This is a genomic window from Streptomyces sp. NPDC052036, from assembly GCF_040680495.1.
GTDB lineage: Bacteria > Actinomycetota > Actinomycetes > Streptomycetales > Streptomycetaceae > Streptomyces.
Genome location: NZ_JBFAWW010000006.1, coordinates 144,166 through 169,853 on the forward strand (window position 1 = coordinate 144,166; position 25,688 = coordinate 169,853).

A 25,688-nucleotide genomic window follows, 5' to 3' on the forward strand; every position below is an offset into this window, starting at 1 on the left:
CAATTTCGGGACCGACCCTTGTCATCGTTCCCCCGGTCTGGTGAGCTGTGGCCTGGAACACAAGGGACACTCCGGGAAAGGCAGATGTCGTGAGCAACGAAAGCCTGGCCAACCTGCTCAAGGAAGACCGCAGGTTCGCGCCCCCCGCCGACCTGGCGGCGGGCGCCAACGTCACGGCAGAGGCGTACGAACAGGCCAAGGCTGACAGGCTCGGCTTCTGGGCCGAGCAGGCCCGGCGGCTGACCTGGGCGGTGGAGCCGGCCGAGACGCTCGACTGGTCGAACCCGCCGTTCGCGAAGTGGTTCAAGGACGGCAAGCTCAACGTCGCGTACAACTGCGTCGACCGGCACGTCGAGGCGGGCCACGGCGACCGCGTCGCCATCCACTTCGAGGGCGAGCCGGGCGACAGCCGCGCCCTCACCTACGCCGAGCTCAAGGACGAGGTGTCCAAGGCCGCGAACGCGCTGCTGGAGCTGGGAGTCCGGAAGGGCGACCGGGTCGCCGTCTATATGCCGATGATCCCGGAGACCGCGATCGCGATGCTGGCGTGCGCCCGTATCGGCGCCGCACACTCCGTCGTCTTCGGCGGCTTCTCGGCGGACGCGCTCGCCACCCGTATCCAGGACGCCGACGCGCGGGTCGTCATCACCTCCGACGGCGGCTGGCGGCGCGGCAAGCCGTCCGCCCTCAAGCCGGCCGTCGACGACGCGATCGAGCGCGTGGACAACGTCGAGCATGTGCTCGTCGTCCGCCGCACCGGCCAGGAGGTCGCGTGGACCGAGGGCCGGGACGTGTGGTGGCACGAGATCGTCGAGCGCCAGTCCGCCGAGCACACGCCGGAGGCGTTCGACGCGGAGCACCCGCTGTTCATCCTGTACACGTCCGGCACGACGGGTAAGCCCAAGGGCATCCTGCACACCTCCGGCGGCTACCTGACCCAGGCCGCGTACACGCACTGGGCGGTCTTCGACCTCAAGCCGGAGACCGACGTGTACTGGTGCACCGCGGACGTCGGCTGGGTCACCGGGCACTCGTACATCGTCTACGGGCCGCTGGCCAACGGCGCGACCCAGGTCATGTACGAGGGCACGCCCGACACACCGCACCAGGGCCGCTTCTGGGAGATCGTGCAGAAGTACGGGGTCACGATCCTGTACACGGCACCCACGGCGATCCGTACGTTCATGAAGTGGGGCGACGACATCCCCGCCAAGTTCGACCTCAGCAGCCTCCGGGTCCTCGGCTCCGTCGGCGAGCCGATCAACCCCGAGGCGTGGATCTGGTACCGCAAGCACATCGGCGCCGACCGCACGCCGGTCGTGGACACCTGGTGGCAGACCGAGACCGGCGCGATGATGATCTCGCCGCTGCCGGGCGTGACCGAGGCCAAGCCGGGTTCGGCGCAGCGCCCCCTGCCTGGCATCGCCGCGACCGTGGTCGACGACGAGGCGAACGAGGTGCCGAACGGGGGCGGCGGCTATCTGGTGCTCACCGAGCCGTGGCCGTCGATGCTGCGCACCATCTGGGGCGACGACCAGCGGTTCATCGACACGTACTGGTCGCGGTTCGAGGGCAAGTACTTCGCCGGGGACGGTGCGAAGAAGGACGACGACGGGGACATCTGGCTTCTCGGGCGCGTCGACGACGTGATGCTCGTGTCCGGGCACAACATCTCCACCACCGAGGTGGAGTCCGCGCTCGTGTCCCACCCCGCCGTCGCCGAGGCGGCCGTGGTCGGCGCGGCGGACGAGACGACCGGCCAGGCGATCGTCGCCTTCGTGATCCTGCGCGGTACGGCGTCCGAGGACGACAACCTCGTCGGCGAGCTGCGCAACCACGTGGGGGCGACGCTCGGCCCGATCGCCAAGCCGAAGCGGATCCTGCCGGTGGCGGAGCTGCCGAAGACCCGCTCCGGGAAGATCATGCGGCGACTGCTGCGCGACGTCGCGGAGAACCGTGAGCTCGGGGACGTCACGACGCTGACCGACTCGACGGTGATGCATCTGATCCAGGCGAAGCTGCCGGCGGCACCGAGCGAGGACTAGGACCTTCGCGTCCCGACAGGGCGCCCGGCATCACGCCGGGCGCCCTGCTTTTTGCCCCGGGAGCCCCGCCGGCCGCTTCGAGGCCATGCCGCGGACCCGCCTGGAGACCCTGGCCACCGGACCTGCCTGGAGACCCCGCCGCCGACCCGCCGAAGGAGCCGGCCGCCTCGCCCGGGAGGCCCGGCCTTCGTCCCTCCCCCGGCCCCCGATCTCCCGACCTGTCCCGTTGATCCGAAAGGTGAACGCACAACCGTAAGGATCCGGTAAAATAATCAGCTCAGGGTGTGCCGGGAAGTCTGGTCGGCGAGCCGCCCGCGCGTTCTCGCGGCGGCGGTCAGTCAGCCGTACCCGACCGGAGGTCTCCACCGTGGCCGCGCCCCGCACCCGCACCCGCACCCGCCAGTTCCTCGGACGGCTCTCCCTGCCCGAGCGGACCTTCGTCGCGGACGCGCTGCGCACCGAGACGGTCGGCGGTGTGCTGCTCCTCCTCGCCGCGGTCGCCGCACTGATCTGGGCGAACATACCCGCGCTGCACAACAGCTACGAGATCGTCAGCCACTGTCGCTTCGGACCCGCCGCCCTCGGCCTCGACCTGACCCTCCAGCACTGGGCCGCCGACGGACTCCTCGCGATCTTCTTCTTCGTCGCCGGGGTCGAACTCAAGCGTGAACTGGTCGCCGGTGATCTACGGGATCCACGGGCGGCCGCGCTCCCCGTCGTCGCCGCGCTCTGCGGAATGGCCGCGCCCGCGGCTGTCTACGCCCTCACCAACGCCGCAGGCGGCGGATCGTTCGCGGGCTGGGCGGTCCCCACGGCCACCGACATCGCGTTCGCCCTCGCGGTCCTCGCGGTCATCGGCACCTCGCTGCCGTCCGCCCTGCGCGCCTTCCTGCTCACGCTCGCCGTCGTCGACGACCTGCTCGCCATCCTGATCATCGCGGTCTTCTTCACGGACCGGCTCAACCTCCCGGCCCTCGGCGGCGCCTTCGCCGGTCTCGCCGTGTTCTGGGTACTGCTGCGCAAGGGCGTCCGCGGCTGGTACGTCTACGTCCCGCTCGCGCTGGTCATCTGGGGGCTGATGTACAACAGCGGCGTCCACGCCACCGTCGCCGGCGTCGCCATGGGACTCATGCTGCGCAGCCACCGCCACGAGGGCGAGGAGCACTCCCCGGGCGAGCACATGGAACATCTCGTACGACCCCTGTCGGCGGGTCTCGCGGTCCCGCTGTTCGCGCTGCTGAGCGCGGGTGTCGCGGTCTCGGGCGGAGTACTCGGCCAGGTGTTCACCAGGCCGGAGACGCTCGGCGTCGTGCTGGGGCTGGTCATCGGCAAGACGGTCGGCATCTTCGGCGGGACCTGGCTCACGGCCCGCTTCACCCGGGCCTCGCTCAGCGACGGCCTCGCCTGGGCCGATGTGTTCGCCGTCGCCTCCCTTGCCGGTATCGGCTTCACCGTCTCCCTGCTCATCGGCGAACTCGCCTTCGACGGGGATCCGGCACTCACGGACGAGGTCAAGGCCGCCGTCCTCGCCGGGTCGCTGATCGCGGCCGTGTGCGCGACCACGCTCCTGAAGGTCCGCAACGCCAAGTACCGTGCCCTGTGCGCGGAGGAGGAGCGCGACGACGACATGGACGGCGTTCCCGACGTCTACGCGCAGGACGACCCGGCCTACCACCAGCGCATGGCCGAGATCCATGAGCGCAAGGCCGCCGAGCACCGCAGGCTCGCCGCCCTCGGAACCGCCGCGAGCCGCACTCCGGACGGGCCGGGAACGGCCCACCGGGCCGAAACCCGCGGCAACCGGCCGAGTTGAGACCGGACCGAACGCGTGCGAACTGACGGGCGGGGCAAGCGGACAGAACGGCCGTCCGGCATGATCTGACACATCCGCAGAACTCCGCAGTGTCGGCGGAGTAGCCACGCAGAGAACAGGGAGACCGCGATGAGCGCACCCGACGGCAGCCCGGTCGGCGCCGAACGCAGCATCGGCCAGCTGTTCGCCTCGGCGACGACCGAATTGTCCGCCCTGGTGCACGACGAGATCGCACTGGCGAAGGCTCAGCTCAAACGAGACGTCAAGCGTGGCGCGACGAGCGGAGGCGCGTTCTCGGCCGCGGGCGCCGTGCTGCTGTTCTCCCTGCCCATGCTGAACTTCGCCCTGGCCTACGGGATCCGGACCTGGAGCGGCTGGAACCTGGCCGTCTGCTTCCTGCTCTCCTTCGCCGCCAACGTCGTGGTCGCGGTACTGCTCGCCCTGATCGGCCTGGTGTTCGCGAAGAAGGCCAAGAAGGGCAAGGGCCCGCAGAAGGTCGCCGCGTCGATGAAGGAGTCGGCCGGCGTCCTGCAGTACGCCAAGCCGCACCCGCGCCAGATGCAGCCGACCGGCACGGAGGCCGAAGCTGTGGCACGCTCATCCTCATGACGGACCCCGCCACCCATTCGGCGCAATCCACCTCGGTCGTACGGCTCGACGTACCCGGCGGCAAAGAGGTGACACACCGTGACGTCGCGGCCAACGGCGCGCGCTTTCACATCGCCGAGCTGGGCGATGGGCCCCTGGTCCTGCTCCTGCACGGCTTTCCGCAGTTCTGGTGGACCTGGCGGCACCAGTTGGTGGCACTCGCCGAGGCGGGCTTCCGCGCCGTGGCGATGGATCTGCGCGGGGTAGGCGGCAGTGACCGCACACCGCGCGGCTACGACCCCGCGAACCTGGCGCTCGACATCACCGGGGTCGTCCGCTCCCTGGGCGAGCCCGACGCCGCGCTCGTCGGCCATGACCTGGGCGGATATCTGGCCTGGACGGCGGCCGCCATGCGCCCCAAGCTCGTACGGCGGCTCGTCGTCTCCTCGATGCCGCATCCACGGCGCTGGCGCTCGGCGATGCTCGGCGACGCCCGGCAGACGGCCGCGAGTTCCTACATCTGGGGCTTCCAGCGGCCCTGGATCCCCGAGCGCCGGCTCACCGCCGACGACGGCGCCCTGGTCGGCCGGCTCATCCGGGACTGGTCGGGGCCGCGACTGCCGGACGACGAGGCCGTGGAGGCCTACCAGCGCGCCATGTGCATCCCCTCGACGGCGCACTGCTCCGTCGAGCCGTACCGCTGGATGGTGCGCTCCATGGCACGGCCCGACGGCATTCAGTTCAACCGCCGTATGAAGCGGCCCGTTCGGGTCCCGACCCTGCATCTGCACGGTTCGCTGGACCCCGTCATGCGCACCAGGAGCGCGGCCGGATCAGGTCAGTATGTCGAGGCGCCGTACCGCTGGCGGCTGTTCGACGGGCTGGGGCACTTCCCGCACGAGGAGGACCCGGTGACATTCTCCGCCGAGCTGATCAACTGGCTCAAGGACCCCGAACCCGACCGCTGACCACGTTCTCGTACACAACCTCGAACTCGTTCGGTGACCGTGCGAATGCGCCCGGCACCTGGACGGGAACGGCTGTTCCAGGATCGGCCACATGCCCGCCGCATAGGCCAATTGGGGGCCCGCGAGGCGGTTATCGACCTTGGGGCAGGGGCAGACGTCGGGGTATGGGCTGGACGCACGACTACAGTGACGCAGCACGCGACCGTCGCTCGGCCACCGCGCCGGGCTCCCACCAAAGGGGCGCTCCGCAGCTGCAGGGCACGGACCCCCGGGTGGGGATCCCGCACATTCTGCGCCGCCGGGCCCGCTGGGTCTCGGTGCGACTGCGCCACCCACGCGGCTGACCGCGCGGTTCCGGAAGCGGCCCGCCCCCTCCGGCATCACAGCGCGCAGCTGTCGCTGTCCACCTGCTGATTCGCCGTACGCCCCTTGGCGATGTCCTCCTGGACCTCGTCCGCGGTGAGCGCGTATCCCGTCTCGGCGTCGTCGAGGGACTTGGCGAAGACCACCCCGTAGACCTTGCCGTCGGGCGTCAGCAGCGGGCCGCCGGAGTTTCCCTGGCGCACGGTCGCGTACAGCGAGTACACATCGCGGCGGACCGTGCCCCGGTGGTAGATGTCCGGGCCGTTGGCCGTGATACGGCCCCGGACACGGGCGGGCTGGACGTTGTACGACCCGTTCTCCGGGAAGCCGGCCACGATCGCGCTGCTGCCGCCGGACGCGTCCGTGGAGGTGAACCGGAGCACCGGCGCCTGCAGGTTCGGGACGTCGAGTACGGCGATGTCACGCCGCCAGTCGTAGAGCACGACCTTGGCGTTGTACTTCCTGCCCTCGCCGCCTATCTGGACGGTGGGCTCGTCGACGCCGCCGACCACGTGCGCGTTGGTCATGACACGGCGGTCACCGAAGACGAAGCCGGTGCCTTCGAGGACCTTGCCGCAGCTCTGCGCGGTGCCCATGACCTTGACGATGGAGCGTTGCGCGCGCGTGGCGACCATGCTTCTCGCGAGGGCCGGGTCGGGAGGCCGGACCTCGGTGATGGGTTCGTTCACGAACGGGCTGAAGACCTGCGGGAAGCCGTTCTGCGCGAGCACCGAGGAGAAGTCCGCGAACCAGGTGTCCGCCTGTGCGGGCAGGGCGCGGGAGACCCCGAGGAGCACCTTGGAGCCGCGCACCTCCTTGCCGAGCGTCGGCAGCGTCGTACCGGCGAGGGCGGAGCCGATCAGCCAGGCGACCAGGAGCATCGCCACCACGTTGACGAGCGCACCGCCCGTGGCGTCCAGGGCACGGGCCGGGGACCAGGTGATGTACCGGCGCAGCTTGTTGCCCAGGTGGGTGGTCAGGGCCTGGCCGACCGAGGCGCAGACGATCACCACCACGACGGCGACCACCGCGGCGGTCGTGCTCACCTTGGCGCCGTCGGTGGCGCTGTCCCAGACGACCGGGAGCAGGTAGACCGCGACCAGGCCGCCGCCCAGGAAGCCGATCACCGAGAGGATGCCGACGACGAAGCCCTGGCGATAGCCCACGATCGCGAACCACACGGCGGCGACCAGCAACAGGATGTCCAGCACGTTCACTGCTTGTAGCCTCGCCTCATCGCTTTCCGGTCGCCGTCATCCGGCCGGATGGCCGGCCCGTCGCGCAGCGGCAGCGGGGGCACGGCGTCCCCCGAAAGACCACAGCACGGAGGCCACCTTGTCATGAGCGCCAGTCGAGCGGGACCTGCTTCTCACGGTCCCAGGGGCGCTCCCAGCCCGCGAAGTGCAGCAGTCGGTCGATGACCCCGGCGGTGAAACCCCAGACAAGAGCGGATTCGACCAGGAATGCCGGACCTCGGTGGCCGCTGGGGTGCACCGTGGTCGCTCTGTTGGCCGGGTCCGTGAGATCTGCCACGGGAACGGTGAAGACCCGCGCCGTCTCGTTCGGATCGACGACTCCCACCGGGGTTCTCTCGCGCCACCAGCCGAGGACGGGCGTCACGACGAAACCGCTCACCGGGATGTAGAGCCTGGGAAGCACGCCGAAGAGCTGGACGCCGCGCGGGTCGAGCCCGGTCTCCTCCTCGGCCTCGCGGAGAGCGGCCCGCAGCGGCCCCTCGGTCTTCGGATCGCCGTCCTCGGGGTCGAGGGCGCCACCGGGGAACGACGGCTGCCCGGCGTGCGAGCGCAGCGAGCTGGCACGCTCCATCAGCAGCAGCTCCGGCCCCCGGTCGCCCTCGCCGAAGAGGATCAGCACGGCCGACTGGCGCCCCGCCCCGTCCTCCGGCGGCAGGAAGCGGCTGAGCTGGAGCGGCTCGACGGTCCGGGTGACCCGTACGACCGGGTCGAGCCAGCCGGGCAGGCCCTCCGTGCTCGGCCGCAGCCACCCACCGTCGGTGTCGCTCATGTGGTCCGTATCACTCGCGTGCGTCATCGCCACCCCCGTTCTGCCGATCCCAACGCCCGCGGGACCACCGATCGTTCCGTACGTCCCTCGTGTGGGTGTCCCGTCACCCGGTCCGCAGGACAACACACCGCGCCCGGGGCGCGCACCGGAGCGTCTACGCCCCTCACCCGGCCCCCAGCGGCGGCGCCGGGATGCCGCCCGCGTCCAGATACGCCTGCGGCGGCTTCAGCCGCTGCCCCGGGAAGCCGCCCTTCTCGTACTTCAGGAGCTTCTTCGCCTTCTCCGGATCGGTCTCGCCCTCGCCGTACGCCGGGCAGAGCGGGGCGATCGGGCAGGCGCCGCAGGCCGGCTTGCGGGCATGGCAGATACGACGGCCGTGGAAGATCACGTGGTGCGAGAGCATCGTCCACTCGCTCTTCGGGAAGAGCGAGCCGACAGCCGCCTCGATCTTGTCCGGGTCCGTCTCGGCGGTCCACTGCCAGCGACGGACGAGCCGCTGGAAGTGCGTGTCGACGGTGATGCCGGGGCGGCCGAAGGCGTTGCCCAGCACCACGAAGGCGGTCTTGCGGCCGACGCCGGGCAGCTTGACGAGATCCTCCAGACGGCCGGGAACCTCGCCGCCGAACTCCTCCACCAGGGCCTTGGAGAGCCCTATCACCGACTTGGTCTTCGCCCGGAAGAACCCCGTGGGCCGCAGGATCTCCTCGACCTCCTCGGGGTTGGCCGCCGCGAGGTCCTCGGGGGTGGGATACCTGGCGAAGAGCGCCGGGGTGGTCTGGTTCACCCGCAGGTCGGTGGTCTGCGCGGACAGGACCGTCGCGACGATCAGCTGGAAGGGGCTCTCGAAGTCCAGTTCCGGGTGGGCGTACGGATACACCTCGGCGAGCTCGCGGTTGATCCGGCGGGCCCGGCGGACGAGGGCGGTCCGGGTCTCGTTCCCGGGGGGCTTCGGGGCGACGGTGCCGGCGGGGGCCACGTGGTCGACGGCGACGGTGGCCTTCTTGGAGACGGCCTCGGGGCGAGCCGCCTTCCTGGCCGGCTTCTTCGCGGGGGCCGCCTTCGTCGCGCGGGAGGCCGTCTCGGCAGCGGCCTTCGCGGGAGCCGTCCTCTTGGCGGCCGTCTCACCGGAAGCGGCCACCTTGCCGGAAGCGGCCTTCTCGGCAGCAGTCTTCTTCTTGGCCGGGGTCTTCCCGGCGGTCGTCTTCGCCGGGGCGGCCTTCCTGGCTGACGTCCTCCCGGGCGTCTCCCCGGACGTCGTCATCGGCGCCTGCTCCGGAGGCGCCGATTTCTGCCGCTTTGCCGTTTTTTTCCCATCCGAGGGGTCATGTTCGCCCACAGCGGAATCGCGACGTACAACCACCCGCCCAGCCCCCTTGGCCTGTGCTCTCACCGGCGATTTGGACACCCGGCCAGCCTAAGGCCCGCCGCCGACATCCGCCCCGGAGCCAACGGATCACGCCCCGATTGGACCCCTGCCGCATACCCCGGGACATCAGTGCGGCATCCTTGTGACAGATCACACTGTTTGGACCGTCCGGCAAAATGGGGAACACGGTCCCCTGGTAACCGGGGGAGCAAGATCCCCTGAGCAGGTCGACAAGGAGAGAACTCGTGGACGACGTTCTGCGGCGCGCCCCGCTCTTCGCGGCGCTCGATGACGAGCAGGCCGCGGAGCTCCGCGCCTCCATGAGTGAGGTGACCCTCGCCCGCGGCGACTCGCTGTTCCACGAGGGCGACCCCGGTGACCGCCTGTATGTGGTCATGGACGGCAAGGTCAAGCTTCACCGCACCTCCCCCGATGGCCGCGAGAACATGTTGGCGGTGCTCGGCCCCGGTGAGCTGATCGGCGAGCTGTCGCTGTTCGACCCCGGCCCGCGCACGGCGACGGCCACCGCGCTGACCGAGGTCAAGCTGCTGGGCCTCGGCCACGGCGACCTCCAGCCGTGGCTGAACGCGCGGCCCGAGGTGGCCGCGGCGCTGCTGCGCGCGGTGGCCCGCCGGCTGCGCAAGACCAACGACCAGATGTCCGACCTGGTCTTCTCTGACGTGCCCGGCCGGGTGGCCCGCGCGCTGCTGGACCTCTCGCGCCGGTTCGGCGTGCAGTCCGAAGAGGGCATCCACGTGGTGCACGACCTCACCCAGGAGGAGCTGGCCCAGCTGGTCGGCGCCTCCCGTGAGACCGTGAACAAGGCCCTGGCGGACTTCGCCCAGCGCGGCTGGCTCCGGCTGGAGGCGCGCGCGGTGATCCTGCTGGACGTGGAGCGACTGGCCAAGCGGTCCCGCTGACGGCCGGCCCCGACCGAATGACGACGGGCCCCGTTCTCCGAGGAGACGGGGCCCGTCGTCATTGCCGAGGCTCCCGGCGACCGGAGGAGCTGACATTCCCGCCGCCGCTCTCAAGGCACCGGCACAATTGCGGGATGGTCACCGCGCCGCACCGCCACGCCCAGGGCAAAGGCCTCGACTCCGAGGGATATCTCCAGCCGGAAGGCTCCCTCGGGTTGATCCCGGACGCCTTCCGGCCCGTGGTGGCCTCCGCCCGTCACCGGCTTCCCGTCGTCTTCGGGGCGAGGATGACGGGCGCGTACCTCTACGGGTCGATTCCGCGCGGCACCGCGCGCGTGGGACGCAGCGACCTCGATCTGCTGCTCGCACTGGACGGGGAGCCCACCGAGGCGGATCGCGAGGGCGCCCGGGACCTCGGGGAGCGGCTCGACGAAGAGTTCCCGCAGATCGACGGGGTCGGCACGCTGCTGTTCAGCCGTGCCCGGCTGCTGAGCGACCTGGAGACGTACGACCTGGGGTGGTTCGTCGCCTGTCTGTGCACGCCGCTGCTGGGCCAGGACCTCACCCCCCGACTGCCCCGCTACCGGCCCGACTCCCGCCTCGCCCGCGAGACGAACGGCGACCTGGCGCTGATCCTGCCGCGGTGGCGCGCACGGGTCGCGAAGGCCACCACCGAGGACGCCCGCCGGAGCCTCGTACGGGGCGTCTCCCGCCATCTGGTGCGCACCGGCTTCACCCTCGTCATGCCCCGCTGGAACGGCTGGACCAGCGACCTCGGGGAGATGGCCGAGGCGTTCGCCGCGTACTACCCGGAGCGGGCCGCGCAGATGCGCGCCGCGGCCGTACGCGGCTACGAGCCGAACGGCGATCCGGCCGTCCTGCGGTCCTACGTCGACGACCTCGGACCCTGGCTAGCCGAGGAGTACGCGCGCGTGCACGGCATCAAGGCGCCCCGGCCCTAGCCGCTCCCCCGGGAACTCAGATCAGGCCGTGTTCCCTGAGGTACTCCATCTGTGCCCGTACCGACAGCTCGGCTGCCGGCCACAGGGAGCGGTCCACGTCCGCGTACACATGGGCCACGACCTCGGTCGCCGTGCGATGGCCGTCCTCGACCGCCGTCTCGACCTGGGCGAGTCGGTGGGCCCGATGGGCGAGGTAGTACTCGACGGCGCCCTGGGCGTCCTCCAGGACGGGCCCGTGGCCGGGGAGCACGGTGTGGACGCCGTCGTCGACCGTGAGCGACCGCAGACGGCGCAGAGAGTCCAGATAGTCCCCCAGACGACCGTCCGGGTGCGCCACGACCGTCGTACCGCGGCCCAGGATGGTGTCACCCGTCAGGACGGCCCGGTCGGCCGGGAGATGGAAGCACAGGGAGTCGGCGGTGTGGCCCGGCGTCGGCACGACGCGCAGCTCCAGGCCGCCCACGCTGACCACGTCCCCGTGCCCGAGCCCCTCGTCGCCGAGCCGGAGCGCCGGGTCCAGGGCACGCACCTTGGTGCGCGTCAGCTCGGCGAACCGTGCGGCGCCCTCCGCATGGTCGGGATGACCGTGCGTGAGCAGGGTGAGAGCGACCCGTCTGCCCGACTTCTCCGCCGTTTCGATGACCTGGCGCAGATGGCCGTCGTCGAGCGGGCCGGGGTCGATCACCACCGCCAGCTCGGAGTCCGGCTCGGCGACTATCCAGGTGTTGGTGCCGTCCAGGGTCATCGCCGACGCGTTCGGGGCGAGGACGTTCACGGCGCGGGCGGTCGCGGGACCGGAGAGGACCCCGCCCCGCGGCTGGCCGGGAAGTGCTGCGGCGTCCGTCATGCGGGGGAACCTTCCGTGGCGTGCGTCATGCGGGTGCTCCACCCGTCGGGATGTGCTTGGTGAACTCGTCGTGGCCGGGCCAGACCAGCACGACCTGGCCGTTCTCCAGGTGGGCCCTGGCCAGCACCGGGGCCAGATCACGGCCTGGCGCGGCCTCCAGCGCGTCGGCGGCGGTGGCGTACCGCGTCAGCTGGCGCAGGGTCGCGATGGTGGGCGGCATCATCAGCAGCTCGCCCTTGTCGTACGAGGCGGCCGCGTCGGTGGGGCGGATCCACACGGTGCGGTCGGCCTCCGTGGAGGCGTTGCGCGTGCGCTGGCCCTCGGGGAGGGCGGCCACGAAGAACCAGGTGTCGTAGCGGCGGGGCTCGAACTCGGGGGTGATCCAGCGGGTCCACGCGCCGAGCAGGTCGGAGCGCAGCACCAGTCCCCGGCGGTCGAGGAACTCGGCGAACGACAGGTCCCGGGCGACCAGGGACGCCCGGTCCGCCTCCCAGTCCGCGCCCGTGGTGTCCCCGACGACCGTCTCCGGGGTGGGGCCGGCGAGCAGGACGCCGGCCTCCTCGTACGTCTCCCGTACGGCTGCGCAGACGATGGCCTGGGCGTCCGTCTCGCCGACGCCGAGGCGGTCCGCCCACCACGCGCGCGTGGGGCCCGCCCAGCCGATCAGGCGGTCGTGGTCGCGCGGGTCGACACCGCCGCCCGGGTAGGCGTACGCGCCTCCGGCGAAGGCCATGGAGGCGCGCCTGCGCAGCATGTGCACGGCGGGGGTGCCGTCGGTGTCCCTCAGGAGCATGACGGTGGCCGCGCGCTTCGGGGTGACCGGGGTGAGCGTTCCCTCCGCGAGCGCGCGGATCCGTGACGGCCACTCCGGTGGAAACCACTGCCCATTCGCCATGGGCGGAGGCTATCCCTAAGTGCGCGGATGTTCGAGGGGCAGTGATCGCCACTCCCGGCGGCCACCAGCCGCACCCCGAGGAGCCACGGAAGCACCCCCGGGAGTCACGGCAACACCCCGAGGAGTCACGGCCGGCACCCCGAGGAAGCACAGCAGCACCCCGGGGGGTCACGGCCGGTCGGCGTCCTCGCCGGGCGTGACGTCAGCGGGCGATCACGCCTGCGTCAGCTCCACCTGGATCTCCACCTCGACCGGTGCGTCCAGCGGGAGGACCGCCACACCGACGGCGCTGCGGGCGTGCACGCCCTTGTCGCCGAGGACCTCGCCCAGCAGTTCGCTGGCGCCGTTGACGACGCCCGGCTGGCCCGTGAAGTCCGCGGCCGACGCCACGAAGCCGACGACCTTCACCACGCGCGCGATCCGGTCCAGGTCACCCGCGACGGACTTGACGGCGGCGAGCGCGTTCAGCGCGCACGTACGGGCCAGGTCCTTGGCCTCCTCGGCGGTGACCTCGGCGCCGACCTTGCCGGTCACGGGAAGCTTGCCGTCCACCATCGGAAGCTGGCCGGAGGTGTACACGTACACCCCGGACTGCACGGCGGGCTGGTAGGCGGCCAGCGGCGGCACGACGTCCGGGAGGGTCAGCCCGAGCTCCGCGATCCGGGACTCGACCGCGCTCATGCCTGCTTCTCCCGCTTCAGGTAGGCCACCAGCTGCTCGGGGTTGTTCGGCCCGGGCACGACCTGGACGAGCTCCCAGCCGTCCTCGCCCCAGGTGTCCAGAATCTGCTTCGTGGCATGGACGAGCAGCGGCACGGTTGCGTATTCCCACTTGGTCATGGGCCGACTGTAGCCGCTGCCGCGACCGGGCCACGCGGCCGACCGGGCCCCGCCACGGCCCCGCGTGCGGCCGACTGTGACCAGCGTTGTCCACAGCCTCCCGCGTAGCTTGCGCGCGGACTGGTTAGGCTCGAAGACGTGAGCAGGCTCCAGGTCGTCAGCGGCAAGGGCGGGACCGGAAAGACCACGGTCGCCGCGGCACTCGCGCTCGCCCTCGCGACCGAGGGCAAGCGCACTCTTCTCGTCGAGGTCGAGGGCAGACAAGGCATCGCGCAACTCTTCGAGACGGAGGCGCTTCCGTACGAGGAGCGCAAGATCGCCGTGGCGCCGGGCGGCGGCGAGGTCTACGCGCTGGCCATCGACCCCGAACTGGCCCTTCTGGACTACCTCCAGATGTTCTACAAGCTGGGCAGCGCGGGACGGGCCCTGAAGAAGCTCGGCGCCATCGACTTCGCCACCACCATCGCGCCCGGCCTGAGGGACGTGCTCCTCACGGGCAAGGCGTGCGAGGCCGTCCGCAGAAAGGACCGAAGCGGCCGGTTCGCGTACGACTACGTGGTGATGGACGCACCGCCCACCGGACGCATCACCCGCTTCCTGAACGTGAACGACGAGGTGGCGGGCCTCGCCAAGATCGGCCCGATACACAATCAGGCCCAGGCCGTGATGCGAGTGCTGAAGTCTCCGGAGACGTCCGTGCACATGGTGACGCTCCTGGAGGAGATGCCCGTCCAGGAGACCGCGGACGGAATCGCCGAGCTGCGCGGCGCGAACCTGCCGGTGGGCCGGGTCATCGTGAACATGGTGCGGCCCGCCGTCCTGGACGGGTCGGAGCTGGACCTCGCGCACACCGTGCCGCGGACGGCCCTCGCCAAGGCCCTGTCGGGTGCCGGCCTCGGCGGTGCGCGCCGCGGCGGGCTCGCGGAGCGGCTGGTGGACCCGCTGCTCCAGCAGGCCGACGAGTACGCGGAGCGGTTCGCCCTGGAGCGCGAGCAGCGTGCCGTGCTCACGGACCTCGGCCTGCCGCTGCACGAACTGCCGCTGCTCGCCGAGGGCATGGACCTGGCGGGCCTGTACGAACTGGCCACGGAACTGCGTCAGCAAGGGATCTCATGAGTCAGGACCCGGCCCCCACGCACGCCGAGAAGGCCTCCGAGGCCCCCACGGGACCCACCGCCGAGAGGGCCTCCGCCGCCCACTCGTCTTCTGCCGCCCGTTCGTCCTCCGCGGACCCGGCGCTCCATGACCCGGCCTCCCCACGCGCGTTGCAGCGCGTGCCCGTCCTGGAGATCGACCCGCTCCTCGACGACCTCGGTACCCGCATCGTCGTGTGCTGCGGATCCGGCGGCGTCGGCAAGACGACCACGGCGGCGGCCCTGGGGCTGCGCGCGGCCGAGCGCGGACGCAAGGTGGTCGTGCTGACCATCGACCCGGCCCGCCGGCTGGCCCAGTCGATGGGCATCGACGCGTTGGACAACAGCCCGCGGCGGGTGAAGGGCGTCGAGGACACCGCGGGCGGCGAACTGCACGCCATGATGCTCGACATGAAGCGCACCTTCGACGAGATCGTCGAGGCGCACGCGGACCGCGACCGGGCGGCCGCCATTCTGGGCAACCCCTTCTACCAGTCGCTCTCAGCGGGCTTCGCGGGCACGCAGGAGTACATGGCGATGGAGAAGCTGGGGCAGCTGCGCGCACGGGACGAGTGGGACCTCATCGTCGTCGACACACCGCCCTCGCGCTCGGCCCTGGACTTCCTGGACGCCCCCAAACGGCTCGGGTCCTTCCTGGACGGCAAGCTGATCCGGGTCCTGATGGCCCCGGCGAAGGTGGGCGGCCGCGCGGGGATGAAGTTCCTGAACGTCGGGATGTCGATGATGACCGGTGTGCTGGGGAAGCTGCTCGGGGGACAGCTGCTCAAGGACGTCCAGACGTTCGTGGCCGCCATGGACACCATGTTCGGCGGGTTCCGCACCCGCGCGGACGCCACCTACAAGCTGCTGCAGGCGCCGGGCACGGCGTTCCTGGTGGTGGCGGCTCCGGAACGGGACGCACTGCGCGAGGCCGCGTACTTCGTGGAGCGTCTGGCCGCCGAGGACATGCCGCTGGCCGGCCTGGTCCTCAACCGGGTGCACGGCAGCGGCGCCGCCCAGCTGTCGGCCGAGCGGGCGCTCGCCGCCGCCGAAAATCTTGAAGACCCCCGCATTGTGGATCAGCAGGGCGGGAAAGCTGGACTTCGTAACTCTCCCGACACGTACGGCAGTTCAGAATCCCCCTCATCCGAAGCACCGGTTCCCGACTCAGGCTCCCCCGCCTCCACGGACGAGGACCGGAGCATCGAGCAACTGACCGCGGGTCTGCTCCGGCTGCACGCCGAACGTATGCAGCTGCTCTCCCGCGAACAGCGCACGCGTGACCGTTTCACCGCCCGTCACCCCGAGGTGGCCGTGGCGGAGGTGGCCGCGCTGCCCGGCGACGTCCACGACCTCGTGGGGCTGCGGGACATCGGGGAACGCCTCGCGGCCAACCGGCCGGAGTACCCCGAGGAGCGCGAGGCGCGCGCGTAGGGGCTCCCGGGTGCCTGCCCTGCTCCCGGGCCGCCTGCTACGGCGCGCGCCCTCCCGTCCGTGACACGGCACACACGTGAAGCCCTGACGGCCCCCTGTGGGACGGACGACGTCATAGCCGCTCAAGGGCACGTCATAGCTGCTGAGGGCATGCCGCAGACTCCGTCGGCCACCCTCATCCGAGGGCCGACAGACACACCGCGCCGTCAGATTCGTCCGGCGAGCCCCCGAAGGACCCCGCCCGACCCGAAACCGCCCACCCAAGGACCGACCGGTCAGGACCGAGCGCCCTAGGAACGACCGGCCAAAGAACGACCGGTCAAGACCGACCGCCCACCCCAAGGACCGCGGCCGAACCCGAAGGAACCAGCCCGACGGCGAACCACCCGTCCCGACGGCCGACAACTCCTCGGGCGGCTGACCGCCCCCTCAGGAGGCTGAACGCTCCCTCAGACGGCCGACAACCCCTCAGGCAGTCGTCGGCCGGCAGTCACGCCCCTCGGCGGACCGCCCTCCGCGGACCGCCTTCAGCCCACCGCCGCGTAGTTCTCGTACGCCTCTTCCTCATCGAGAGGCAACAGACCCGCTCCACGCTCGTACTCCGTACGAGCGGTCTCCAGCAGGCGACGCCACGAGGTGACGGTCGGCCGCCTGCGCAGCAGTGCGCGGCGCTCCCGCTCCGTCATCCCACCCCACACGCCGAATTCGACGCGGTTGTCCAGCGCGTCGGCCAGGCACTCCGTGCGTACCGGGCACCCGGTGCACACTGCCTTGGCCCTGTTCTGCGCTGCTCCTTGAACGAACAGTTCATCCGGATCGGTAGTGCGGCAGGCCGCCTGCGCACTCCAGTCGGTTACCCAGCCCATACCGGCGCCGTCCTCTCCCGAATCGAGGCTCCCCCACGGCGGCAGCGGCATATTCACCGCCGCCAGTTGAGGACGTTACGGAAGGTGGGCACAGCGCAACACCCCCAGCGGGCCCAATCTTGAATGGTCCGAACGGACTATGGGTAAACGGCAGATCACCCGGGGGAGTGAGCTGGCGACATACGCGACTTCCAGGTCAAACCGGCACAGTTCAGTTGCGTCACAACGGGCGCCCGATGACACACGAGGCGAATTCGGACACGCACCCAGCAAAAAAATTGGGGGAACACCGGAACGATTCGGGGTCGCCGGCCGTACTTGATACGTGGCCCTGCTGCTGTGACAGTTGAGAGCAGCTTAGGCCAAGGCCTAGACGCGTGTCCGGCGAATCAGAACGTAGGCTGCCCTCATGCCAAAGAAGCGCTCGGGCGGGGGAGTGTCCCCCGTGCAGCAGGCCGCCAAGTTCCTCGGAGTGAGTGTGCTCGCGGGGGCGGTGATGGCCGGCATCGCGCTGCCCGCGGCGGGCGCGCTGGGCCTCGCGGCCAAGGGGTCGGTCCAGGGATTCGACGACATCCCGTCCAACCTGAAGAGCCCGCAGCTGAGTCAGCGCACCACGATTCTGGACAGCCAGGGCGGCCAGATCGCCACGGTCTACTCCCGTGACCGCACGGTGGTGGACCTCAAGGACATCTCGCCGTACATGCAGAAGGCGATCGTCGCGATCGAGGACTCGCGGTTCTACCAGCACGGCGCGATCGACCTGAAGGGCGTCCTGCGCGCGCTGAACCAGAACGCGCAGAACGGCGGGGTGGCCCAGGGCGCCTCCACGCTCACGCAGCAGCTGGTGAAGAACTACTTCGTGGAGGAGGCCGGCGACGACCCGACGAAGGTCGCCCAGGCCACCCAGCAGACCCTCGGCCGCAAGGTCCGCGAGCTGAAGTACGCGATCCAGATCGAGGAGAAGCTCGGCAAGAAGAAGATCCTCGAGAACTACCTGAACATCACGTTCTTCGGCCAGCAGGCCTACGGCGTGGAGGCGGCCTCCGAGCGCTACTTCTCCAAGCACGCCAAGGACCTCAGCCTCCCGGAGGCCGCGCTCCTCGCGGGCCTCGTCCAGTCCCCCACCCGGTACGACCCGGTGAACGACGAGGCGGAGGCCAAGAAGCGGCGCAACGTGGTGCTGCAGCGCATGGCCGAAGTGCACGACATCTCCCAGGCCGAGGCCGACAAGGCCAAGAAGACCCCCCTCGGGCTGAACGTGAGCGAGCCGAAGAACGGCTGCATCACTGCGGTCAAGGGCGCGGGCTTCTTCTGTGACTACGTCCGCGAGGTGTTCCTGAACAACCCGGTGTTCGGCGCGACCACGGCCGACCGGGCGAAGATCTGGAACCGCGGCGGCCTGACGATCCGTACGACACTGGACCCGCAGGCCCAGGACTCGCTGCAGAAGTCGGTCAAGGAACACGTCAACAAGAGTGACGAGGTGGCCACGGCCGCAACCGTCGTCGAGCCCGGCACCGGCAGAATCCTCGCGATGGGCCAGTCCCGTCCGTACGGCTTCGGAAAGAACGAGACGCAGATCAACCTCTCGGTGGACAAGGCCATGGGCGGCGGCGCGGGCTACCAGCCCGGTTCGACGTTCAAGCCGATCGTCGCCGCGGCCGCCATCGAGGGCGGCATGCCGGCGAGCCAGGAGTACCCCTCGCCGTACGAGATGGACTACCCGAGCCCCGTGGCGGCCTGCAACGGCAAGCAGTGGGTGAACACGGAGAACGCCACGCTCACGAACGAGAACGAGTCCGAGCACGGCCCGTACGGCATGAAGGAGGCGACCGCCAAGTCGGTCAACACCTACTACGTGCAGCTGATCAGCGACATCGGTATCTGCCCGGTGATAGACATGGCCAAGAAGATGGGCGTGAACCGGGCCGACGGGCTGAAGATCGACCAGGCCCCGTCGATCGCCCTGGGCACCCAGGAGATGTCGCCGCTGACGATGGCGAGCGCGTACGCGACGTTCGCCGACCGCGGCACGTACTGCACGCCGGTCGCCATCGAGTCGATCACACAGACCGTCGGCAACGAGAAGAAGTCACTGACCGTCCCGAAGTCGACATGCTCGCGTGCGATGTCGCAGACCACCGCGGACACGATCAACACGATCCTCAAGGGCGTGGTCGAGGACGGCACGGGTACGCAGGCCGGCCTCGGCAGCCGCCCCAGCGCCGGCAAGACCGGTACGACGGACTTCCGCTACGCGGCCTGGTTCGTCGGCTACACGCCGAACATGGCGGGCGCGGTCTGGGTCGGCGACCCGGCGCACAAGCGGCAGATGACCCACATCACCATCGGCGGCGTCCCCTACGACAAGGTCTACGGAGGCCAGGTCCCGGGTCCGATCTGGCGCGACATGATGACGGGCGCGCTGGCGGGCAAGCCGGTCGAGGACTTCAACCTCATCGACATCCCCGACGGCAACCACGACCAGGACCAGGGCGACCAGCCCGGCAACGGCGACCGCAACGGGAACGACAACGGCGGGCAGGACACGGGCGGCCTGATCGGCGGGCTGATCGGCGGGCTGGACGGAGGGACCCGCGGAGGAACCAACGGGGCCACCAACGGGGCGCCCAACGGCGGCGGCTCCTTCCCGACGCCCTCCTTCTCCATCCCGCAGGGCTGGATCCAGGGCACCGGGAACGGAAGGAACGGACACAGCAACGGCGGACAGGGCTAGCCCCGCTCCCCCACCCACGACGCGCCGACGGGGGCACTCCCCCTACGCCGACAGGGGCGCTCCTCCTACGACGAAGGGGGCGCCCCTCGACTCAGGAGCGCCCCCGCTGTCGTACCCGCGCCGGGGCGAGGGGCGGCCCGGTCAGCTCCCTGCGAGGAGCTGCTTGACCAGGGCGGCGACGCGTCCGCCCTCCGCCTGGCCGGCGACCTTCGGGTTCACGATCTTCATGACCTGGCCCATGGCACGCGGACCCTCGGCGCCCGCCGCCTTCGCCTCCTCCACGGCCTGGGCGACGATCTGCCGCAGCTCGTCGTCGGACAGCTGCTTGGGCAGGTACTCGGCGAGCACCTCGCCCTCCGCCTTCTCCCGCTCGGCCTGCTCGGCGCGCCCGCCCTGCGCGAAGGCGTCGGCGGCCTCACGGCGCTTCTTCGCCTCGCGGGTGATCACCTTGGTGACCTCATCGTCGGAGAGCTCGCGCTTCTCCTTGCCCGCGACCTCTTCCTTGGTGATCGCGGCGAGCGTCAGCCGGAGCGTCGAGGAGCGGAGCTCGTCGCGCTCCTTGATCGCGGCGTTGAGGTCTTCGTGCAGCTTCGACTTGAGCGTGGTCATGGCTCCGATTGTCGCAGGTGTGACCGGGCGCCCGCCCATGATTTCCGGGGGCGCGAGAGTGTTCTGCGCTGTTCTGCGGTACTCCGCGGCGTTCCGTGGTTGTCCACAGCCGGGCGCGTGGCGTGCCGTGGTTCTGACACGATGGTCGTATGCGCGCGCTATACGGAGTGCCCCTGGGAATCACGGCGGTGGCCGCCGCCGGACTGCTGTACTCGGCCGGCTTCGAGGCCCGTTCCTTCCGGCTGCGCCGGGTGACGGTCCCGGTGCTGCCGCCGGGGACCCGTCCGCTGCGGGTGCTCCAGGTCTCCGACATCCACATGGTGAGCGGACAGCGCAAGAAGCAGCGCTGGCTGCGCTCGCTGGCCGGACTGCGCCCCGACTTCGTGATCAACACCGGGGACAACCTCTCCGACCCCCAGGGTGTGCCGGAGGTGCTGGACGCGCTGGGCCCGCTGATGGAGTTCCCTGGGGCGTACGTCTTCGGGTCGAACGACTACTACGGCCCCAGACTCCGCAACCCCGCCCGCTACTTGGTGGAGAAGACCAGGGGAAGCCACGGTCTGAACGGCAATCCGCCCGTGGTCGGAGCCATCCACAACCCCTGGGAGGACCTGCGGGACGGCTTCGACGCGGCGGGCTGGCTGAACCTGACGAACACGCGGGGGACGCTGAAGGTGGACGGCCTGGAGATCGAGCTGACAGGCCTGGACGACCCGCACATCAAGCGCGACCGCTACGCGCGGGTGGCAGGTGGCCCCTCCGCCTCGGCCGACTTCTCCATGGGCGTGGTGCACGCGCCGTATCTGCGCACCCTGGACGCGTTCACGGCCGACGGCTACCCGCTGATCCTCGCGGGCCACACCCACGGCGGCCAGCTGTGCATCCCCTTCTACGGCGCCCTGGTCACCAACTGCGACCTGGACACGGACCGGGTGAAGGGCCTGTCCCGGCACACGGCGGAGGACCTCACCTCATATCTGCACGTGTCGGCAGGCTGCGGAACGAACCGCTACACCCCGGTACGGTTCGCCTGCCCCCCGGAGGCGACGCTGCTCACCCTGGTGGCAAGGGCCTGAGAAAGGGACGCCGACAGTCAGAGCGAGCGAAGCCGCCGCCGCACACACGACAGGCTGCGCCTCCTCCCCCGTAACCCGCCCGGACCACCCACATCGCCCGTTCTGCCCGGTCTGCTTAGCGTGAGGACATGATCGGGCCGATCCCCAAGGACATCCCGGAGCTCCCCGCGGTGCCGGGCGTGCAGACGGTGATGCCGTCCGCCGTCCCCGCCACCGCCGTGGTGATCCCCGTGCACCGCCCGAAGGTGGGCGTCTACCGGCTGCTGGTGGCCCTGACCGCGGCCGCCGCGGTGGCCGTGGACCTGCGCCTCGGCAGCCCGGGGCGGGTGCTGGGCTACTTCACCATCCAGGTCGACATACTGCTCGCACTCGTCCTCACCCTGTCGGCCTGGCGAGCCCGGACGGCCGAGCGCCCCCTGCCCGCACTGGTGACCGGCGGGGCGGTGTTCTACGCCCTGATCGCGGGCCTCGTCTACCACGTGCTCCTGGTGAACGAACCAGGCCCCTTCTCCTTGACCGGCCGGCCCGGCATCCACCCCCTCTGGCAGGCAGTGACCAGCCAGACCCTGCACACACTGATCCCGATCGCGGCACTGCTCGACTGGCTGCTCCTGACGAGCCCGGCCCCACTGAGGGTGCGGGACGCAAGGAAGTGGCTGCTGTATCCCATGGCCTACCTGGCCTTCTCCCTGATCCGCGGGGAACGGCTCCCACCGAGCGCGCCGGATCGCTACCTCTACCCGTTCCTGGACGCCGGCCGCCTCGGCTACCGGAGCGTCCTCGCCAACGCGCTCCTGATCGGCCTCGGGTTCGTCGCCCTGGCCCTCCTCATGGTCGCCCTCGACCACATCCGCCCAGACCCCACCCGCCGCCGCTCGAAAACCGGATTTCGTCTCTAGCCCCCAGTGGGCTAAAGTAAACGTCGTCGCCGCGACAAGCAGCGACATCGGGGTGTAGCGCAGCTTGGCAGCGCGCTTCGTTCGGGACGAAGAGGTCGTGGGTTCAAATCCCGCCACCCCGACAGCCGAAGCACCAGGTCAGGCCCGGTACTGAGAGATCAGTACCGGGCCTGATTTGCTTTGCGGCCCCGTTTTGGGAGCCATTTGGGAGCCGACTTCGGGGAGCGGCTCCCCGGCGGCTCCCAGCGAGAGGTGTTCCGCCTCCGAGTACGCCGTGCGCTCCGCAGGAGTCCTCCCCACGGCTTGTGCCGAGGAGACAACAGACGGTACGACGATCGACATGCACCGATGGTCTCCGTTAAATGACCGGCAGCTCGCACTCCTCACCCGCATCGGGGATGGAGCCGACCCCGTCACGTCGGACAGCCCCGAGTTCGCTCTCACCGCTCGCGCGCTGAAGGAGCGGTGTCTGATCACCATGCCCAAGCAGGATGGGAAATGGCAGGCGGATATCACCGACGCGGGACGCTTCTACCTGGAACACGGCCATCACCCGGACCGGCCGGAACCAGCTCAGCGCAAGCAGCGGTCAACAGATTCCGACCAACCGGCACGACCGACCCCTCCGCCACAGAAGCAAGACGCAGCCCCGTCCGCAACGAAGCCGGCGTCGAAGCGCGCCCCCAAGGCCCCCCAGCCGTCGCCGGCGGAAGTCGGAGCCGCCTTGATCGCGGAGGTACAGCAGGCTGGGCGGTTCCTCCGGATCCCGAACCCCAGCGACGAGGAGCGGGCCCGTTACCGCAGGGCGTTCGACGCGGCGCGGCAGTGTGCCCCCGAGGGATACAGCCTGAAGTACAGCGGGCGGGCGAAGGGGGACTTCTTCCTCGGCCTGCTCCGGGTGACCGGCGAGGACGAAACCGAGTGGAACCGTATCCGGCTGGCGCGCAGCCGTGTGATCACCGATGTCGAGGACGTGATCGCCGCAGTCAGCGCGGACCACAGCGCCTTCGAGATCTCGGAGGAGGTCCTCCCCCGGGTGCTCTCGCTGCTCCGGCTCCTCGCCGAGGAAGCCCTCGCACGCCACGGCGAGATCGCGGTGTCGAAGAAGCGCAGACAGCCGAGGCCGCTGCTCACCGTCCACGGCAGGACGTACGAGGTCAGCTTCCGCGAACGGCAGAAGCCGGTCCGGTACGTTCCTAAGCAGCCAGGCCGCCGTACATACGACTGGCAACGTGTCACCCCAGCCCAGAAGTTCGAGCCGTCCGGCGAGCTGGAGCTGCTGGTCAGCCAGCAATCGGGCTACAGCTACGGCTGGAAGAAGGAGTGGGCCGACACCGCCAAGAAGCCGCTGGAGGACCAGATCGGTTCAGTCCTGAGGGCGCTGAAGGCCCGTGCGGAGGAACAGGAACGGGCTCGGCTGGAACGTGAGGCGGAGCAACAGCGGCTGCGAGAGGAGCGGGAGCGTCAGGAGGCCGAGCGCCGGCGGCTGGAAGCGGAGCGAGAGGAGCGGGAGCGGCGGGAGTGGGAGGCCGCCGTCAGCGTGGCTTCGGTCAAGGCGGTTCACGCGGTACGGGCCGAGCGCTTCGGCACGGCCCTTGAGCAGTGGCAGGCCGCAGGGGAGATCCGAATGTTCTGTGCCGCTCTGGATGAAGCCGCCGCGGCGTCGAAAGACGCCCTCGAAGCCAAGAGGCTGCGAGAGTGGTCGGCTTGGGGGAAGGCGGAGGCCGACCGGCTCGACCCCACCCTTAGCAACAAGGGCTTGGCTTCTCTCAACTTTCATGCGGAGCCGACGGGAGATCAACTGCGGCCGTTCCTCGACGGCTGGCACCCACACCGGCCGGAGCAGGAGACGAAGCCTCCTGCTCAGCCGGCACCACCTAGGGCGGAGCCAGATCCGTGGCGCGGTCTCATCGACGCACGTCAGGATCAAGGCTGGAGATATGGACGCCCAGGTCGCGCTCAATGGTGGAGGCGATGACGCCATGGCCGCGGTCGCGTAGGGCCTTGACCGCCTTCTCGACCAACTCCCCGAGCCGGATGACCTCGGCGCGCAGCGCAACCAACTCGTCGTAGCGGTCAGCCTTGTCCTGGCCGCACCACGCTCGGACGGTGCGAAGGACTGCCGCCTCCGCGTCCAACTTGCGCTCGTCACGCCGGCTGTAGGAGTACCAGGAGGGCCGGGAACGCTCCTGCTCGATGTCCTGCTGCTTGCGGTCCACCTCCGGAAGGATCTCGTCGGCGAGGCGTCCGGCCACGTGGCGGGCGATGCGCTCGGTGACCGGCCACCCGGCCAGGCACATTCCGCGATGGTTCTCGAACACCATGGTGTCCCCGCGTAGTTCGACGGCGTCCATGCCGATGAGCGGTGCAGTCTCGTCGAGGCGGCTCAGCTCCAGAACGCCTGCGTCCGCCACCGTTCGGCGCAGTCGCAACCTGTTCTTTGGGCGAACGAATCCGAGGATCATGCGGGCGGCCTCGAATTCCGTACTACCCCGGACGTGGCGCGAGGACTCCACCAGCGCCAACTCAGCCGCGTCGTCCGCGCGGAACGTATCGACATCCGCCCACGGCGCTACGAGGGAGCCGGAACTGACCCACTCCTGCAGGCCGGCGGCATCGCCTTCGAGAAACCGCACGTGGACCCAGCCAGACCTGCCAGGGCCGCCCACGCGAACGACCTCCACCTGGCGAACCGCGCCGCCCAGCTCCTTCGGCCTCGCGCGGTAGGCCCAGTGCTCGCCAATCTCCATGTGCCTATTGAGCCAGGTCTGTTGGACCCGTCACTGGGCGTTTGCCATAACTACCGGCACCGACTCCTCATCACCAAGTTGACGCCGCAGCCCTGCGATGCACGGCGCGAGATGTCTTCGCCCGGCAGCAAGTGCAAGGAGGCACAGCAGCACGTCCGGCCATCCGCGCTGTCCCTCGTAGCGTTTCTCACCGGACGACGCTCCCTCCACGTACGAGACTCATTGGCTCGTCAGCTAGTTCGCCCAGCCGGGGACTTCGTCGCGTTCCACCTGGAAGTCGTGTCCCTCCCCCGGAGAGACCCTCACACATAGTCACAGGATGGTTACGAGCTGGAATATGCGGGTGATCAAGTGGCTGATCACCAAGAAAATGTCACTCTACGTTTGCCGGGAATATCCGGCACTCTGTGTGCTGGGGAGCCTCAGGGGCGAGGGGGTGGGGAATGACTACTTACCGTTTCAATCCGCCGCCGGGTTGGCCTGTGCCACCCGCGGGATGGATGCCGCCGCCGGAGTGGCGGCCCGACCCCTTGTGGCCCCCGATGCCGGCGGG

General features: G+C 70.1%; 23 protein-coding genes and 1 tRNA gene. 14 read left to right on the forward strand and 10 right to left on the reverse strand.

Going from position 1 to position 25,688, the window contains the following annotated elements; all coding sequences use genetic code 11:
• Positions 1-89: 89 nt before the first annotated feature.
• The 5 genes from acs (at position 90) to AB0L95_RS11905 (ending at position 5,758) form a co-directional block, all read left to right on the forward strand.
• Positions 90-2,045 carry an acetate--CoA ligase gene (gene acs / locus AB0L95_RS11885; RefSeq protein ID WP_365160745.1) on the forward strand — a complete coding sequence of 652 codons (1,956 nt, stop codon included), beginning with the start codon at positions 90-92 and terminating at the stop codon, positions 2,043-2,045.
• Between the two features lie 367 nt (positions 2,046-2,412).
• Positions 2,413-3,858, forward strand: coding sequence for a Na+/H+ antiporter NhaA (nhaA, locus tag AB0L95_RS11890; RefSeq protein WP_365160748.1), 1,446 nt, complete (start codon positions 2,413-2,415; stop codon positions 3,856-3,858).
• Between the two features lie 129 nt (positions 3,859-3,987).
• The gene (locus AB0L95_RS11895; protein WP_365160750.1) at positions 3,988-4,467 is read left to right on the forward strand and encodes a phage holin family protein; all 480 of its coding nucleotides are present in this window, start codon (positions 3,988-3,990) and stop codon (positions 4,465-4,467) included.
• Positions 4,464-5,414, forward strand: coding sequence for an alpha/beta hydrolase (locus AB0L95_RS11900; RefSeq protein WP_365160753.1), 951 nt, complete (start codon positions 4,464-4,466; stop codon positions 5,412-5,414). The genes AB0L95_RS11895 and AB0L95_RS11900 overlap by 4 nt, the downstream gene beginning before the upstream one ends.
• Before the next feature lie 164 nt (positions 5,415-5,578).
• Positions 5,579-5,758, forward strand: coding sequence for a hypothetical protein (locus AB0L95_RS11905; protein WP_311694881.1), 180 nt, complete (start codon positions 5,579-5,581; stop codon positions 5,756-5,758).
• A 36-nt stretch (positions 5,759-5,794) separates the two neighbouring features.
• Here the strand turns inward: AB0L95_RS11905 and AB0L95_RS11910 are convergent, their stop codons facing one another.
• The 3 genes from AB0L95_RS11910 to nth form a co-directional block, all read right to left on the reverse strand.
• Positions 5,795-6,994 carry a MarP family serine protease gene (locus tag AB0L95_RS11910; RefSeq protein ID WP_365160756.1) on the reverse strand — a complete coding sequence of 400 codons (1,200 nt, stop codon included), beginning with the start codon at positions 6,992-6,994 and terminating at the stop codon, positions 5,795-5,797.
• A 121-nt stretch (positions 6,995-7,115) separates the two neighbouring features.
• Positions 7,116-7,802 (reverse strand): CoA pyrophosphatase, encoded by a 687-nt coding sequence (locus AB0L95_RS11915; RefSeq protein WP_365160759.1) that lies wholly within the window; start codon positions 7,800-7,802, stop codon positions 7,116-7,118.
• A 163-nt stretch (positions 7,803-7,965) separates the two neighbouring features.
• Positions 7,966-9,063, reverse strand: coding sequence for an endonuclease III (nth, locus tag AB0L95_RS11920; RefSeq protein WP_365160762.1), 1,098 nt, complete (start codon positions 9,061-9,063; stop codon positions 7,966-7,968).
• A 350-nt stretch (positions 9,064-9,413) separates the two neighbouring features.
• Between nth and AB0L95_RS11925 the strand changes: the two genes are divergently transcribed.
• Positions 9,414-10,088 (forward strand): Crp/Fnr family transcriptional regulator, encoded by a 675-nt coding sequence (locus tag AB0L95_RS11925; protein WP_311694886.1) that lies wholly within the window; start codon positions 9,414-9,416, stop codon positions 10,086-10,088.
• A 134-nt stretch (positions 10,089-10,222) separates the two neighbouring features.
• On the forward strand, positions 10,223-11,050 hold the full coding sequence (locus tag AB0L95_RS11930) for a nucleotidyltransferase (protein ID WP_365160765.1): 828 nt from the start codon (positions 10,223-10,225) through the stop codon (positions 11,048-11,050).
• A 16-nt stretch (positions 11,051-11,066) separates the two neighbouring features.
• Here AB0L95_RS11930 and AB0L95_RS11935 read toward each other — a convergent pair whose 3' ends face one another.
• From AB0L95_RS11935 to AB0L95_RS11950, 4 genes are all read right to left on the reverse strand, one after another.
• Positions 11,067-11,897 (reverse strand): MBL fold metallo-hydrolase, encoded by an 831-nt coding sequence (locus AB0L95_RS11935; RefSeq protein WP_365160768.1) that lies wholly within the window; start codon positions 11,895-11,897, stop codon positions 11,067-11,069.
• A gap of 25 nt (positions 11,898-11,922) precedes the next feature.
• A complete protein-coding gene (locus AB0L95_RS11940) occupies positions 11,923-12,792 on the reverse strand; it encodes an NUDIX hydrolase (RefSeq protein ID WP_365160771.1) in 870 nt (289 codons plus the stop codon).
• A 213-nt stretch (positions 12,793-13,005) separates the two neighbouring features.
• The gene (locus AB0L95_RS11945) at positions 13,006-13,473 is read right to left on the reverse strand and encodes a RidA family protein (protein WP_311694892.1); all 468 of its coding nucleotides are present in this window, start codon (positions 13,471-13,473) and stop codon (positions 13,006-13,008) included.
• Positions 13,470-13,631, reverse strand: a complete 162-nt coding sequence (locus AB0L95_RS11950) for a DUF4177 domain-containing protein (RefSeq protein ID WP_003975360.1) — start codon at positions 13,629-13,631, stop codon at positions 13,470-13,472. The genes AB0L95_RS11945 and AB0L95_RS11950 overlap by 4 nt, the downstream gene beginning before the upstream one ends.
• A gap of 138 nt (positions 13,632-13,769) precedes the next feature.
• Between AB0L95_RS11950 and AB0L95_RS11955 the strand changes: the two genes are divergently transcribed.
• Positions 13,770-14,747 carry an ArsA-related P-loop ATPase gene (locus AB0L95_RS11955; RefSeq protein ID WP_365160774.1) on the forward strand — a complete coding sequence of 326 codons (978 nt, stop codon included), beginning with the start codon at positions 13,770-13,772 and terminating at the stop codon, positions 14,745-14,747.
• Positions 14,744-16,198 carry an ArsA family ATPase gene (locus AB0L95_RS11960; protein WP_365160777.1) on the forward strand — a complete coding sequence of 485 codons (1,455 nt, stop codon included), beginning with the start codon at positions 14,744-14,746 and terminating at the stop codon, positions 16,196-16,198. The genes AB0L95_RS11955 and AB0L95_RS11960 overlap by 4 nt, the downstream gene beginning before the upstream one ends.
• Before the next feature lie 527 nt (positions 16,199-16,725).
• Here the strand turns inward: AB0L95_RS11960 and wblA are convergent.
• Complete coding sequence (gene wblA, locus AB0L95_RS11965) at positions 16,726-17,064, reverse strand: transcriptional regulator WblA (protein WP_365161015.1); 339 nt, start codon at positions 17,062-17,064, stop codon at positions 16,726-16,728.
• A gap of 409 nt (positions 17,065-17,473) precedes the next feature.
• Here wblA and AB0L95_RS11970 point away from each other — a divergent pair, with 409 nt between their 5' ends.
• Positions 17,474-19,801: a transglycosylase domain-containing protein gene (locus tag AB0L95_RS11970; RefSeq protein WP_365160780.1), complete on the forward strand. Its 2,328-nt coding sequence runs from the start codon at positions 17,474-17,476 to the stop codon at positions 19,799-19,801.
• A gap of 141 nt (positions 19,802-19,942) precedes the next feature.
• On the opposite strand, the gene AB0L95_RS11975 is transcribed toward AB0L95_RS11970, so the two are convergent.
• Positions 19,943-20,410, reverse strand: a complete 468-nt coding sequence (locus tag AB0L95_RS11975) for a GatB/YqeY domain-containing protein (RefSeq protein ID WP_365160783.1) — start codon at positions 20,408-20,410, stop codon at positions 19,943-19,945.
• A 149-nt stretch (positions 20,411-20,559) separates the two neighbouring features.
• On the opposite strand from AB0L95_RS11975, the gene AB0L95_RS11980 reads away from it, so the two are divergent.
• The 4 genes from AB0L95_RS11980 to AB0L95_RS11995 all read left to right on the forward strand — a co-directional run bounded on the left by AB0L95_RS11980 (position 20,560) and on the right by AB0L95_RS11995 (position 24,363).
• The gene (locus AB0L95_RS11980) at positions 20,560-21,486 is read left to right on the forward strand and encodes a metallophosphoesterase (protein WP_365160786.1); all 927 of its coding nucleotides are present in this window, start codon (positions 20,560-20,562) and stop codon (positions 21,484-21,486) included.
• 128 nt (positions 21,487-21,614) lie between these two features.
• Positions 21,615-22,385: a Pr6Pr family membrane protein gene (locus AB0L95_RS11985; RefSeq protein WP_365160788.1), complete on the forward strand. Its 771-nt coding sequence runs from the start codon at positions 21,615-21,617 to the stop codon at positions 22,383-22,385.
• 48 nt (positions 22,386-22,433) lie between these two features.
• Positions 22,434-22,507, forward strand: a tRNA-Pro gene (locus tag AB0L95_RS11990).
• Positions 22,508-22,725: 218 nt separating this feature from the next.
• Positions 22,726-24,363, forward strand: a complete 1,638-nt coding sequence (locus AB0L95_RS11995) for a PE-PGRS family protein (RefSeq protein WP_365160791.1) — start codon at positions 22,726-22,728, stop codon at positions 24,361-24,363.
• Here AB0L95_RS11995 and AB0L95_RS12000 read toward each other — a convergent pair.
• On the reverse strand, positions 24,293-25,135 hold the full coding sequence (locus tag AB0L95_RS12000; RefSeq protein ID WP_365160794.1) for a PE-PGRS family protein: 843 nt from the start codon (positions 25,133-25,135) through the stop codon (positions 24,293-24,295). The genes AB0L95_RS11995 and AB0L95_RS12000 overlap by 71 nt on opposite strands.
• Positions 25,136-25,688 lie beyond the last annotated feature (553 nt).